The 13,710-nt window shown below is 72.9% G+C and carries 8 protein-coding genes; 4 read left to right on the top strand and 4 right to left on the bottom strand.

What is annotated here, in order from left to right:
- Nucleotides 1–77 precede the first annotated feature (77 nt).
- Nucleotides 78–914 carry an alpha/beta fold hydrolase gene (locus HTZ77_RS04285; protein WP_175588112.1) on the top strand — a complete coding sequence of 279 codons (837 nt, stop codon included), beginning with the start codon at nt 78–80 and terminating at the stop codon, nt 912–914.
- A gap of 54 nt (nt 915–968) precedes the next feature.
- Here the strand turns inward: HTZ77_RS04285 and HTZ77_RS04290 are convergent, their stop codons facing one another.
- Nucleotides 969–2,216, bottom strand: a complete 1,248-nt coding sequence (locus HTZ77_RS04290; protein WP_328808407.1) for a methyltransferase domain-containing protein — start codon at nt 2,214–2,216, stop codon at nt 969–971.
- A gap of 239 nt (nt 2,217–2,455) precedes the next feature.
- Here HTZ77_RS04290 and HTZ77_RS04295 point away from each other — a divergent pair, with 239 nt between their 5' ends.
- Nucleotides 2,456–3,697 (top strand): cytochrome P450, encoded by a 1,242-nt coding sequence (locus HTZ77_RS04295; protein ID WP_175588113.1) that lies wholly within the window; start codon nt 2,456–2,458, stop codon nt 3,695–3,697.
- Between the two features lie 32 nt (nt 3,698–3,729).
- On the opposite strand, the gene HTZ77_RS04300 is transcribed toward HTZ77_RS04295, so the two are convergent.
- Nucleotides 3,730–5,490, bottom strand: a complete 1,761-nt coding sequence (locus tag HTZ77_RS04300) for a hypothetical protein (RefSeq protein ID WP_175588114.1) — start codon at nt 5,488–5,490, stop codon at nt 3,730–3,732.
- 762 nt (nt 5,491–6,252) lie between these two features.
- Between HTZ77_RS04300 and leuS the strand changes: the two genes are divergently transcribed.
- The gene (gene leuS / locus HTZ77_RS04305) at nt 6,253–8,739 is read left to right on the top strand and encodes a leucine--tRNA ligase (protein WP_175588115.1); all 2,487 of its coding nucleotides are present in this window, start codon (nt 6,253–6,255) and stop codon (nt 8,737–8,739) included.
- Nucleotides 8,740–8,869: 130 nt separating this feature from the next.
- Here the strand turns inward: leuS and HTZ77_RS04310 are convergent, their stop codons facing one another.
- On the bottom strand, nt 8,870–9,835 hold the full coding sequence (locus tag HTZ77_RS04310; RefSeq protein ID WP_175588116.1) for a TIGR03557 family F420-dependent LLM class oxidoreductase: 966 nt from the start codon (nt 9,833–9,835) through the stop codon (nt 8,870–8,872).
- 30 nt (nt 9,836–9,865) lie between these two features.
- Nucleotides 9,866–10,318, bottom strand: coding sequence for a hypothetical protein (locus HTZ77_RS04315; protein ID WP_175588117.1), 453 nt, complete (start codon nt 10,316–10,318; stop codon nt 9,866–9,868).
- Between the two features lie 179 nt (nt 10,319–10,497).
- On the opposite strand from HTZ77_RS04315, the gene HTZ77_RS04320 reads away from it, so the two are divergent.
- The gene (locus tag HTZ77_RS04320) at nt 10,498–13,671 is read left to right on the top strand and encodes a S41 family peptidase (protein WP_175588118.1); all 3,174 of its coding nucleotides are present in this window, start codon (nt 10,498–10,500) and stop codon (nt 13,669–13,671) included.
- Nucleotides 13,672–13,710: the final 39 nt, after the last annotated feature.

The raw sequence follows: 13,710 nt of genomic DNA on the forward strand, positions 1-13,710 counted from the left end.
CGGGCACTCCCTCCGGGCACTCTCTTCGGGCACTCCCTCGGCGCTCCGTGGCCAAGCGGGTGCTAGGTTTCGCTGTCATGGAGATCAGGACGATCCACGCCAACGGGGTGGAGTTCGCGTATCTTGCCGTGGGCGAGGGACCGCTGGCCCTGTGCCTGCACGGATTCCCCGACACCGCGCACACCTGGCGGCACCTCATGCCGGCGCTGGCGGAGCGCGGCTACCGGGCGGTCGCGCCGTTCATGCGCGGTTACGCGCCGACCGAGGTCCCCGCGGACGCCGCGTACGAGGGCGCGGCGCTGGCCGCCGACGTGGCCGCCCTGCACGAGGAGCTCGGCGGCGACGACGGCGCCGTGGTGGTCGGCCACGACTGGGGCGCCTTCCCGGTGTACAACCTCGGCGGGCGCTTCCGCCGGTCCGTGGCCATGGCGGCGCCGCCGCTCGGCGCCATGCTCGGCTCGTTCTTCACGTACGAGCAGCTCAAGCGCTCCTTCTACGTGTTCCTCTTCCAGACCGAGCTGGCCGAGACCGCGGCGGCCACGCCCGGCTTCCTGGAGGGGCTGTGGCGGGACTGGTCGCCCGGCTACGACGCGGGGCGGGACCTCGAGTTCGTGCACCGCAGCCTCGGCCGGCCCGCCAACCTGGCCGCCGCCATCGGCTACTACCGGGCCATGCTCGGCACCACGCCGCCCTCGGGCCGCCACCCCGAGCCGGAGCCCACGACCGGGCCGATCCTCTACCTGCACGGCAAGCAGGACGGCTGCCTGGACGCCGGCCTGGTCAAGGCCGTGCCGGAGCGCCTGCCGGCGGGGTCGCGGGCGGCGGCCGTGGACGGGGCCGGCCACTTCCTGCACCTGGAGCGGCCGGAAGAGGTCAACCGGCTCATCCTGGACTGGCTCGGCCCCGCCTGCTGACCACCCGGCCCGGCCCCGGCGCGGCCCGCCCTTTCCGCCGGGCCGCGCCGGCGGTCAGCGGTGGCGGCGGGCCGGGCGGAGGACCGCGAGGAGCGGGTGCCTGCCGGACAGGGACACCTCGATCGCCCGCTCGACGCGGAAGCCGTCCGGCACGTCTCCGGCCAGGGTCACCACCAGCCCGCCGGGCGCCAGCACGCGCCGGACCTCCCGCCACAGCAGCCCGCCGTCCCGCGCCAGCAGCCCGGCGGCGGCGACCTGGCGGCCCCAGGGCGGGTTCACCAGCACCCGGTCCACGCTCCCCGAGGGCAGGGGTAGCCGCCCCGCGTCGCCGACGACGGGGGTCACGGCCACCCCGGCCCGCCGGGCGTTGGCCGTGGCGGCCCGTACGGAGGCGGGGGAGCGGTCGATCCCGGCCAGCCGGGCGCGCGGCGCCAGCAGACCGGCCTCCACCAGCGTCGTCCCCGCCCCGCAGCACGGGTCCAGCACGACCGGTCCCGCGCCCCGCCCGTGATCCAGCCCTGCTTCGGCGAGCCCTGCTTCGGCGAGCCCTGTCCAGGCGTGCCCTGCCCCGGCGTGCCCCTCCTCGGGAGGGGCCGCTTCGGCGAGGCCCGCGAGCCTGGCCATGGCGGCGGCCAGAGGCGGGTGGAGGGTGCCGGGGATCGAGTCCTCCTTGTACGGCCGGCGGTGCAGCGGCCGCTCGCCCAGCCGTACGGCGATGACCGCCTGGTCGTCCTCGATGGTGACCCGCCACGGCACCGCGCCCGGAGGCGGCGCCACGCCCCCCGCGCGGGAGTGGTACGGCACCCCGAGCGCCCGCGACAGCCCGGCGCCCACGGCGTCCTCGACGTCGAAGCGGCTGTAGGAGCGCCGCCCCACGAACGTCGCCGACACCTCGATCGGCCGTCCCTCGTCGCCCGACGCGCGGGCTGTCGCCGACACCTCGATCGGCCGCCCCTCATCTGCCGACGCGCGGGATGTCGCCGTCACGTCGATCGGCCGTCCCCCGTCTCTCGACGCGCGGGCCGTGTGGCGGAGCCGCAGCGCGGGGCCGGCGTCGGCGTTCTCGGCGGCCCGCCGCAGCCGCTCCAGCGCGCCGCGTCCCGCCCCGACGCCGTCCACGACGGCCGCCACCAGCAGCACGTCGTCGGCCGTCCGCAGTCCCAGCAGATCCGGTCCGGGTTCGGCCGCCTCGAACCACACCTCGCGGTGGCGCAGCCTGCGCACGACGCCCAGCTTCATGATTTCCGCGGCCACCAGGGGCTCGATGCCACGCACCGCCCTGGCCACGGCGAAAGCACGCACGTGTCCTTCTCCAACGTCGCGACCCGGGACGGCCTCTGGCCGCCCCGCATCGCCGGCGGTGGGTCATGCCGCGACCCGCCGGCGGGTCGCTAACGCAGGAAGAAGAAGAACTGCACGCGCCCATGCTAGCGATCATCGGCCGCGCTGCCGAACAGGTTTTTCCGGACTTTACGGACAGACACGTACGCTGTACGTCATGACCATTGACGTAAGTAGTCACTTGCCCGAATGATGGGCATATGACTGCCGTTGACTTCGATCTCTCGGACCTGGAGTTCTGGGCCAGGCCCATGGCCGAGCGGGCGCGGGCGTTCGAACTGATCCGTTCGCTGGAGCGTCCGCCGCTCTTCGAGGAGATGGAGATCTCCTTCGCCCCGAAGGGGCCCGGCTACTACGCCCTGGCCCGGCACGCCGACATCGTCGAGGTCAGCCGCCACCCCGAGATCTTCTGTTCCGGCGACGGCGGGGCGACGAACATCCCCGACATGCCCGCCGAGTTCACCGAGTACTTCGGCTCGATGATCAACATGGACGATCCGCGCCATGCGCGCCTGCGTCGCATCGTCTCGCGGTCGTTCACGCCCAAGATGATCAAGCAGTTCGAGGCGGACGTGGAGGTCGCCGCCGCGAAGATCGTGGACGACCTGCTCGCCAAGGGGCCCGGCGGCGACTTCGTGACGGACGTGGCCGCCCGCCTGCCATTGAAGATCATCTGCGACATGATGGGCATCCCCGAGCGCGACTACCAGTTCGTCTTCGACCGCTCGAACATCATCCTCGGCGGCTTCGACCCCGAGTACTCGAGCGGCGAACCGGACCGCGTGGCCGAGCGCCTGCTCACCGCCGGCATGGAGCTCCAGCAGCTCGTGCAGGACCTCGCCGCCTACCGCGCCGAGCACCCCACCGACGACCTCACCTCGTCGCTGGTCAACGCCAACATCGACGGCGAACGGCTGACCCTGCAGGAGCTGGGCTCGTTCTTCATCCTGCTCGTGGTGGCGGGCAACGAGACCACCCGCAACGCGATCTCGTACGGCCTGCGGCTGCTCACCAAGAACCCCGACCAGCGCGCCCTGTGGCTGGAGGACATCGACGGGCGCGCCCCCGGCGCGGTCGAGGAGATCGTCCGGCTCGCCTCACCGGTCAACTACATGCGCCGCAAGGTGACCAGGGACTTCGAGCTGAACGGCCACCTCTACCCGCAGGGCATGAAGGTCGTGCTGTTCTACTGGGCGGCCAACCGCGACCCCGAGGTGTTCGCCGACCCGTACCGGTTCGACATCGCCCGCGACCCCAACCCGCACGTCGGCTTCGGCGGCCCGGGCCCCCACTTCTGCCTCGGGGCGCACCTGGCCCGGCGGGAGATCACGCTGATGTTCCGCGAGCTGCTGCGCCGCGTCCCCACCATCGAGGGCGGCGCGCCGGACCGGCTGCACAGCAACTTCATCAACGGGATCAAGCACATGGAGTGCACGTTCTGAAGCCCGGCCCCGGCCGGTAGCCGCGCTCGCGGCTACCGGCCGAGGACCTTGAGCTGCCTGACCACCGTGTTGACGTCCGGGAGGAGCTGCTTGGCCGTCGCCGGGACCGACATGTAGACGATCGACGGGACGTCCTTGCCGGAATTCACGGCGATCACGGCGATCGTGGCCTTCTCCGTGGGCGAGGTGAGCGAGTAGGCGATCAGGCGGCCCGTGGAGTTCCCGATCTTGAGCGGCTGCTGGGCGATCTTGCGGACCGTGTTGCCCTTCGGGAAGAAGTCCTTGCGGGCGTCCACCACGACCGCCTTGATGACCGGCTCCAGGTCCTTGTCCGAGGTGAAGGACGAGGCCATGGTCTGCGGCAGGGGGCCGGTCATGATCTGGGCATAGGTCTCGGGGCCCGTCTTGACGTACTGGCGGGTGGCGAAGCCGTACGTGCCGTGGACGGTGGCGCGCTGGTCGAGCTGCCACGTGCCGCCGAGCCGCGGGACGCTGATGCCGGCCTCGGTGTCGGTCACCGCGCCGAGCACCGGGGCGGCCTTGCCCGGGTAGCGCGGCAGGCGGCCGATCGAGGTGGACTGCCTGGTGTTCTTGGGCGGCGGCGTGGTGGACGGCGGGGCCGAGGTCTGCGCGGCGGCCGCCTCCTTGCCGGAGCCGGGCGCCAGCGGGCCCGCGAGGAACGCCCACAGCAGGGCGCCCACGAGCGCGATCGACACCGAACCGGCCAGGGCGTAGATCCAGATCGGCTTGCCCGGCTCGTCGAGGGACTCGGGCTCGCTCATGGGGTCGTAGTCCTCGCCGAAGACGTTGTCCCAGAGCTCCTGCTGCCGCTGCGGGGGAGGCGTGCGGGAGCCGCTGATCTGGCCGGCCGTCACGAACGGGCGGTCGGGGTCGGACGGGTCACGGCTCAGGTTCGAGCCGGGACGTGGCTGGCCGTCCGGCCGGCCCTGCTGGCCCGGGAACCCGGGGTTGCCGGGGTGCTGGTCGTCGGCGGGCGCCTGGCCCGGGGCGTGCTGGGCGTGCCCGGTCTGGCCGGGGCCCGCCGGCGGGTGGCCGCCGGGGTGCGTGGGGGCGGGGTGCCCGGGGCCGGGGCGTTCGCCGGCCGGCCGCGCGCGGTCGCGTCCCTGGGAGGCGACCAGTTCGTCCACGGGGCCGCCGCCGTGAGGTCCCTGCGGGCCCCCCGGGTGTCCCTGCGGGCCCTGGTGTCCCTGCGGCGTGGCGCGGTCGTCGAGCCCGGCCGCGGGCGCGCCCAGCGGGACGGCGCGGTCGTGCGGCGGCATGCCCGCGCCCGGCGGGACGGCGTGCTCGTTCGAAGGCGCGCCTCCGCCCTGGGGGACGGCGTGGTCGTTCAGAGGTGTGCCGCGGCCGTACGTGATCGTGCGGTCCATGGCGGCCGCGGCCGACGCGCGCACCTGCCCGCCGTCGGCGGGCGGCCACGGGGCCGGGGAGCTGAGGTTGGACCAGGCGTCGGACGGCGAGGAGGGCGCGGAGACGCTGGAGGCGTCCTGCCAGGCGGGCACGGGGTCGCGGCGGCCGGGCTCACGGGAGCCGTCCCGCGCGCCGCCGTCCGTCCCGTCGCCGTGGCGTCCCGCTCCCTCACCGCGACGCCCCGAACCGCGACCGTCCATGCCGCGCCCGTCCATGCCGCGATCGCCCATACGTCCGTCCATGCCGGGGCCGTCCATGCCGTTCCGGTGGTGGTCCGGGGCGCCGCCGTGGGCGTCCCGGCCGTCCTGGCGCGGGGTCTCCGGCCAGGACGCGTTCGAGGCGACCGACACGTCGGGCCATGACATGTTCGACGCCGTGCCCGCGTCCGGCCAGCCGTTCGACGCGGAGCCCGCGTCCGGCCACGGGGTGGAGGGAGACGTGCCCCCGGACGGCGGGACCGGGTCGGGCCACGGGGTGGAGGGGGACGTGCCTCCGGACGGCGGGACCGGGTCCGGCCACGCGGAGGAGGGGCCCGCGTCCGGCCAGGACGACGAGGAAGGCTGGGCGGAGCGACCGGCGGACGAGCCGCGGCGGGCAGGCGAGGGCTGCCGGGAATCCCCGTGCGCGGAACCGTCCCGGGGCGGCACCTCGGGCCAGGAAGGTGGCAGGTGCTGTGCTCCGGAATGATCCGTTGCCATGGCTCCCGTACCTCCTGGTGGTGTTATGTCCGCTTTTGGCGCGTCGGACATGATCTCATGGGATTTTCCAGGAGAGTTGGTGGGTTCCGCAGCGAAACGCGTGAAGCCATGCGGATCCGTGGGCGGATCCTGCATGGGCAGGCCGGCCAGGGACCACTGGGGCTCGACGGGGTGTACCACGGGGTCGAGGGTAGTCTAATGGGACATATGAGGTCACAACGGATACATCACCATCGGGTCTCTTAAGGCGAAGAACTGGCGGGAAACGCCACTTGCGCCCGATGGCCACCGTCGAGTATCGGCAAAGTCCTGATGAGGTGCGCTAGGCTTGACCTATGCGTTCCGCGACCCTGCTTCTTAGCGGGCCGCGACGGCCCTGAGCTCTCGCCGTCGCGGCTGCCCCTCGTCCTGCGCACGGGGGGTTTTCTTATGGGTCCGAGTCGAGGCAGAAGGACATTCGCCGTGAGTGAGTACGATCCGCAGGCGCTGCAGGCCAAGTGGCAGCAGCGGTGGGAGGAGCTGGACCCGTTCCGGGCGGGCGAGGACGCCGCCGACGCCCGGGAGCGGCGCTACATGCTCGACATGTTCCCCTACCCCTCCGGCGACCTGCACATGGGCCACGGCGAGGTGTTCGCCATCGGCGACGTCGTCGCGCGCTACTGGTTCCAGCGCGGCTACAACGTCCTGCACCCCATCGGGTGGGACTCCTTCGGCCTGCCCGCCGAGAACGCCGCGATCAAGCGCAACGCGCACCCGGCCGAGTGGACCTACGCCAACATCGAGACGCAGGCCACGTCCTTCCGCCGCTACGGCATCTCCTTCGACTGGTCGCGCCGCCTGCACACCAGCGACCCCGAGTACTACCGCTGGAACCAGTGGCTGTTCAACCGCTTCTTCGAGCGGGGGCTGGCCTACCGCAAGGGCGGCCTGGTCAACTGGTGCCCCAACGACCAGACCGTGCTGGCCAACGAGCAGGTCGTGGCCGGCAAGTGCGAGCGGTGCGGCGCCGACGTCGTCCGCCGCGAGCTGACGCAGTGGTACTTCAAGATCACTGACTACGCCGAGCGGCTGCTGAAGGACATGGAGCAGCTGGAGGGCGGCTGGCCCGAGCGCGTGCTGACCATGCAGCGCAACTGGATCGGCCGCTCCGAGGGTGCCGACGTGCTGTTCGAGATCGAGGGGCGCGAGGAGCCGGTCCACGTCTACACCACCCGCCCCGACACGCTGTTCGGCGCGACGTTCTTCGTGGTGGCCGTGGACGCGGCGCTGGCCGACGAGATCGTCACCGACGACCGGCGCGAGGAGTTCGAGGCCTACCGCGCCGAGGTCGCCAAGCTGAGCGACATCGAGCGGCTGTCCACCGACAAGGAGAAGACCGGCGTCTTCCTGGGCCGCCACGCGATCAACCCGGTCAACGGCGAGCGCATCCCGGTCTGGGCGGCCGACTACGTGCTGTCCGACTACGGCCACGGCGCCATCATGGCCGTGCCCGCCCACGACCAGCGCGACCTGGACTTCGCGCTGAAGTTCGGGCTGCCGGTCAAGGTCGTCGTCCACACCGGTCTGGCCGACCCGGGCGAGACCGGCGAGGCCACGCCGGGCGAGGGCAGCCTGGTCAACTCCGGTCCGCTGGACGGTCTGAGCAAGGCCGAGGCCATCGCGAAGATCATCGACATCCTGCGCACCCAGGGCAGGGGCGAGGCCTCGGTGAACTTCCGGCTGCGCGACTGGCTGCTGTCGCGCCAGCGGTTCTGGGGCACCCCGATCCCGATCATCCACTGCCTGGACTGCGGCGAGGTCCCCGTCCCCGACGACCAGCTGCCGGTCACGCTGCCCGACCTGCGTGGCGAGGCGCTGGCCCCCAAGGGCGTCTCCCCGCTGGCCAGCGCCACCGACTGGGTCAACGTCGAGTGCCCCAAGTGCGGCGGCCGCGCCATGCGCGACACCGACACGATGGACACCTTCGTCGACTCGTCGTGGTACTACCTGCGCTACTGCTCGCCGGACTACACCGACGGCCCGTTCGACGTCGAGCAGGTCCGCAAGTGGGGCCCGATCGACCAGTACGTCGGCGGTGTGGAGCACGCGGTGCTGCACCTGCTGTACTCCCGCTTCTTCACCAAGGTCCTGCACGACATGGGCATGGTCGACTTCACCGAGCCGTTCCTGCGCCTGCTGAACCAGGGCCAGGTGATCAACGGCGGCAAGGCGATGTCCAAGTCCCTGGGCAACGGCGTCGACCTGGGCCAGCAGATCGACGAGTACGGAGTCGACGCGGTCCGCCTGACCATGGTGTTCGCCGGCCCGCCGGAGGACGACATCGACTGGGCCGACGTCTCGCCGGCCGCGTCGCAGAAGTTCCTGGCCCGCGCCTTCCGCGTGATGGACGACGTGGCCGGCGAGCCCGGCGTCTCCTTCGAGGCCGGCGACCTGGAGCTGCGCAAGTTCACCCACCGCACCATCGACGAGGTCACCAAGCTGGTCGAGTCCCACCGCTTCAACGTGGCGGTGGCGCGGCTGATGGAGCTGACGTCGGCGGCCCGCAAGGCCATCGACTCCGGCCCCGGCGCGGCCGACCCGGCGGTGCGCGAGGCGGCCGAGGCGCTGGCCGTGATGCTGTCGCTGGTCGCCCCCTACACCGCCGAGGAGGGCTGGGAGCGGCTGGGCCACACCGGCTCGACGGTCGCGCTGGCCGGCTGGCCGGTCGCCGAGCCCGCGCTGCTGGTGCAGGACTCCGTGACCTGCGTCGTCCAGGTGGCCGGCAAGGTCCGCGACCGCCTGGAGGTCTCGCCCTCGATCTCCGAGGACGAGCTGCGCGGGCTGGCGCTGGGCTCCGACAAGGTCCGCGCCTACCTGGACGGCGAGCCCCGCAAGGTCATCGTCCGCGCGCCCAAGCTGGTCAACATCGTCCCCTGACCGGACGGATCGATCGGCGACGGCCTCGTGACCACTGCTGTGGTCACGAGGCCGTTTCCTTGCCGGGAGCCGCCCGCGTGCGACGATGCTGCGGACCTCGTCACGAGCCGCGGGGCGCGGACCGCGGGGGTCAGAGGGCGCGCAGGGCCGGCAGCAGCTCCTGCTCGGCCCACCGGAAGAACGGCTCCTGCTGGTCGTGCCCGATCTGCACCAGCGCGACGTGCGTGTACCCGGCGTCCGTGTACTTCTTGACCGCCTCCACCACGGCCTCGACGTCCCCGCCGCACGGCACGCTGGAGGCCACGTCGTCGGGCGTGACGAACTGGGAGTACGCCTCGAAGTTCACCGGCCCCGGCAGCTCCGCCATGACCTTCCAGCCGGCCGCCGACCAGCGCCACAGCCGGTGGGCGCGCTCCTTGGCCTTCTCGGCGTCCGTGTCGTACGCCAGGGCGAGCTGGCCGTACACCGGCTTGTCCGCCCCGCCCGCCTGGACGAACTGCCCGACGACCTCCGGCATCGGCTCGTTGACGATCAGCAGATTGCCGTACTCCGCCGCGATGGCGGCCGAGCGCCCGCCCGAGGCGGCGATGCCGATGGGCACCGGCTGCTCCGGCACGTCGTACAGCTTGGCCGAGTCGACGTCGTAGAACTCGCCGTCGTAGGTGACGTACTGGCCGCCGAACAGCTCGGTGATGATGGTGACGGCCTCGCGGAACATTCGGTGCCGCCGGTCGGCGGACGGCCAGCCCTCGCCGATGACGTGCTCGTTGAGGTTCTCGCCCGAGCCGAGGCCGAGCGTGAAGCGCCCGTCGCTGAGCACGCCCATGGTGGCGGCCTTCTGCGCGACCACGGCCGGGTGATAGCGCATGATCGGGCAGGTCACGTACGTCATCAGCGGGAGCCGCTCGGTGGCGTGCGCCACCGCGCCCAGCACCGACCAGGCGTAGGCGGCGTGACCCTGCGCCTCCAGCCAGGGGAAGTAGTGATCGGAGATGACGGCGTAGTCGAAGCCGACCTGCTCCGCCTTCGCCGCGTCGTCCACGAGCTGGCGCGCCGGAGTCTGCTCGCACATCAGGGTGTATCCGATTTGTACCATGATGTGCCCGCTACCCCCGGGGTCGTGCGGTTAGCTCATGAGAGCGGAGATCCCTCGGCGTACGGGCCGGTCGAGAAGCTCCTCCGTCACCAGGCTGAGCCCGATGCCGAGCAGCCAGACGTCCTTGACCAGCCCGATGCCCTCCTGCGAGGGCCGCAGGCTGCCCTCGCGGCGCATGCCCGGGGTCCTGAGGTACAGGCCGATGAGGCCGCCGGCGAAGGCGGTCAGCGCCGCGCCCGCCACCAGCGAGGGGACCACCGGCACCAGCAGGGCGGCGCCCACCGCGATCTCCGCCTTCGACAGCAGCTTCACGAACGCCACCGGGTCCTGCTCGCCGAGGAAGGGGTACGTCCCGGAGGCCATGCCGTGGACCCCCGCGGCCGTCCCGGGATCGGCGCCGGTCAGGTCGAGCCCGGAGTTGAGGATGACCGTGCCGGCGGCCAGGCGGGCCGGGAGCTGGTGGACCTTGGGCAAGAGTCTCATGGTTCCTCACCGTGGAGAATTGCGAAGTTTGTCGGCTGAAGTCCCATTCCTGCCCTCGGGGGTGGCCGGCATCCGCCTTGGCGGTCCTCTTGGCCAGGACTTTCACCGGAACCGCCCGCTCATGACGCCGAGCGGGAAATTCTTCTCGGCGCGTGGATCGGCGGCACTAGTGTTCACCTGTGACAACTGGCGCATACCTGAGATATCCGCATCTGTGGGGTGACCTGGTCACCTTCGTCGCCGACGACGACCTGTGGCTGGCACCCGTGACGGGCGGCAGGGCGTGGCGGTTCACCGCCGACCGCGCACCCGTCTCCTTCCCGAGGTTCTCGCCCGACGGCGCCCGCATCGCGTGGACCAGCCACCGGGAGGGGGCGCCCGAGGTGTTCGCCGCGGAGGTCGACGGCCCGCAGGGCGACCGGCTGACGCACTGGGGCAACGCCATGACCGGGACGCGAGGGTGGAGCGCCGGTGGCGACGTGCTCGCGGTCACCGCCGCCGGCGAGGGCGGGCGCAGCCGCACCTGGGCGTACGCGGTGCCGCTCGACGGCGGCCCGGCCACCCGCCTGCCGTACGGATGGGTGAGCGAGGTCGCCCTCGGCGACGGCGCGGGTCCCGGCACCACGGGTGGCAGGGTGGCGACCGTGTCGTCCATGTGGCGCGAGCCGTCGCACTGGAAGCGCTACCGCGGCGGCACCGCGGGCAAGATCTGGGTGGACGCCGACGGCGACGGCGAGTTCGCCCGGCTGTTCGCCGACAGCGACGCCCAGTACTGGTCGGTCATGTGGGTCGGCGACCGCCTCGCCTTCCTCGCCGACACCGACGGCACGGGCAACCTCTACTCCTCCCTGCCCGACGGCTCCGACCTGCGCCGGCACACCGCGCACACCGAGTTCTACGCCCGGCACGCCGCCACCGACGGCCGCCGGGTCGTCTACGCGCACGCCGGCGACCTGTGGCTGCTCGACGGCCTCGACGCCGAGCCGTACCGGCTGGACATCAGGCTCAGCGGGCCGCGCCCGGCCCGCGCTCCGCGACCGGCGCCCGCCCGCGTCGGCGCCTTCTCGCCCGACGCCACCGGCCGCGCCAGCGCCGTCGAGCTGCGCGGCACCGCCCACTGGGTCACCCACCGCGACGGTCCGGCCGGCGCGCTGCGCGTGCAGCCCGGCGTGCGGGTCCGGCTGCCGCGCGTGCTCGGCGACGGCGGCAGGGCGGTCTGGGTCTCGGACGCCACCGGCGAGGACGGCCTGGAGGTCGGCACGCCCGGCGGCGAGATCCGCACGCTGGCCGCGGGGGAGCTGGGCCGGGTGCTGGCCCTGACCGCCGCCCCCGACGGCAAGCACGTGGCCGTGGCCACCCACGACGGGCGCCTGCTGGTGGTCGACGTCGAGACCGGGGCGCTGAGGGAGCTCGACCGCACGGCGTACGGCGACATCAGCGGGCTGACCTTCTCGCCCGACTCGGCGTGGCTGGCCTGGGTCCATCCGCACCACGAGCCGCTGTCGCGCATCAGGATGGGCCGCCTCGACGGCACGTCCGTCATCGACGTGACACCGCTGCGCTTCGCCGACTTCGACCCGGTCTTCACCAAGGACGGCAAGCACCTGGCGTTCCTGTCGGTGCGCACGTTCGACCCGGTGTACGACGCGCACGTGTTCGACCTGTCGTTCCCCGTCGGCTGCCGGCCGTACATCGTGCCCCTGCGCGCCACCACCCCCTCGCCGTTCGACCCGAGCCTGCAGGGCCGCGGCTTCAACGGCGAGGACGAAAAGCCCGCCCACGACGACGCCAAGGACGACACGCCCCCGCGCACCGAGGTGGACCCCGAGGGGCTGGGCTCGCGCGTCGTGCCCGTGCCGGTTCCCGCCGGCCGCTACGGCAACCTGCGCGCCGCCAAGGACGCCCTGCTCTGGCTGCGCCACCCCCTCACCGGCCAGCTCGGCGACGGCACCGAGCGGGCGGGTGAGGTCGTCCTCGAACGCTACGACCTCAAGAAGCGCGCCAAGGCCGAACTCGGCGCCGAGGTGCGGACCTTCGAGGTGAGCGGCGACGGCACCCGGCTCGTCATCAACGGCAAGAACGGCCTGCAGACCCGCTCCGCCGCCGAGGGCGACGAGGTCGTCACCATCGACCTCGACCGGGTCACGGTCCAGCTCGACCCGGTCGCCGAGTGGCGCCAGGGCTACCTGGAGGCCGGCCGGCTCATGCGCGACCACTTCTGGCGCGCCGACATGAACGGCGTGGACTGGCAGGGCATGCTCGACCGCTACCTGCCGCTGGTGGACCGCCTCGGCTCCTACTCCGAGCTGATCGACCTGCTGTGGGAGGTGCAGGGCGAGCTCGGCACGTCCCACGCCTACGCCCGCGCCAACGCCGCGCCCGGCGACCCGCGCCGCCGCCAGGGCCTGCTCGGCGCCGACCTGAACAGGGACGAGGACGGCGCCTGGCGGGTCGCGCGAATCCTGCCCGGCGAGTCGTCCGACCACGGCGCGCGCACGCCGCGGCTCGCGCCCGGCGTCGCCGTACGGCCCGGGGACGCCCTCGTCGCCGTGGGCGGACGCCCGGTCGATCCCGTGCGCGGCCCGCTCGCGCTGCTGTCCGGCACGGCCGGCCGCGCCGTCGAGCTGACCGTGCGGCCCGCCTCCGGCGGCGAGACGCGCCGCGTGGTCGTCACGCCGCTGGAGGACGAGACCCAGCTGCGCTACCACGACTGGGTGGAGGGACGCCGGGCGTTCGTCCACGAGGTGTCGGGCGGCCGGCTCGGCTACCTGCACGTACCGGACATGGTGGCCTCGGGCTGGGCGCAGTTCCACCGCGACCTGCGCACCGAGATGGCCCGCGAGGGCCTGGTCGTCGACGTCCGCGAGAACGGCGGCGGCCACACCTCGGAGCTGGTGCTGGAGAAGCTGTCCCGCCGGGTCACCGGGTGGTCGCACGTGCGCGGCTACGAGCCGATGCGCTACCCCGAGGACTCGCCGCGCGGCCCGATCGTGGCGGTCACGGACGAGTTCGCCGGGTCCGACGGCGACATCGTCAGCGCCGGCATCAAGAACCGCGGTCTCGGCCCGCTCGTCGGCACCCGGACGTGGGGCGGCGTGATCGGCATCGACTCGCGGTACTCGCTGGTGGACGGGACGGTCGTGACCCAGCCCCGGTACTCGTTCTGGCTGGAGGGGCCGGGCTGGGGCGTGGAGAACCACGGCGTGGACCCGGACGTGGAGGTGGTGATGACGCCGCAGGACCGGGTGGCGGGACGGGACCCGCAGCTGGAGAAGGCGGTGGAGCTGGCGCTGGCCGCCCTGGAGGAGCGCCCGGCCGCCACCCCGCCGCCCCTCCCGCCGCTGGGGTCCTGACCTTCTTCGCCTGACCCGGCCGGTGCCCGAGGGCCTTGG

This window comes from Nonomuraea montanisoli, assembly GCF_013363975.1.
In the GTDB taxonomy this organism is placed as follows: domain Bacteria; phylum Actinomycetota; class Actinomycetes; order Streptosporangiales; family Streptosporangiaceae; genus Nonomuraea; species Nonomuraea montanisoli.

Excerpts from the sequence above, each read along its gene's own strand:
- HTZ77_RS04285 (WP_175588112.1), top strand. The coding sequence starts at position 78 with ATGGAGATCAGGACGATCCACGCCAACGGGGTGGAGTTCGCGTATCTT.
- HTZ77_RS04295 (WP_175588113.1), top strand. The coding sequence starts at position 2,456 with ATGACTGCCGTTGACTTCGATCTCTCGGACCTGGAGTTCTGGGCCAGG.
- HTZ77_RS04315 (WP_175588117.1), bottom strand. The coding sequence starts at position 10,318 with ATGAGACTCTTGCCCAAGGTCCACCAGCTCCCGGCCCGCCTGGCCGCC.
- HTZ77_RS04300 (WP_175588114.1), bottom strand. The coding sequence starts at position 5,490 with ATGTCATGGCCCGACGTGTCGGTCGCCTCGAACGCGTCCTGGCCGGAG.
- leuS (WP_175588115.1), top strand. The coding sequence starts at position 6,253 with ATGGGTCCGAGTCGAGGCAGAAGGACATTCGCCGTGAGTGAGTACGAT.
- HTZ77_RS04310 (WP_175588116.1), bottom strand. The coding sequence starts at position 9,835 with ATGGTACAAATCGGATACACCCTGATGTGCGAGCAGACTCCGGCGCGC.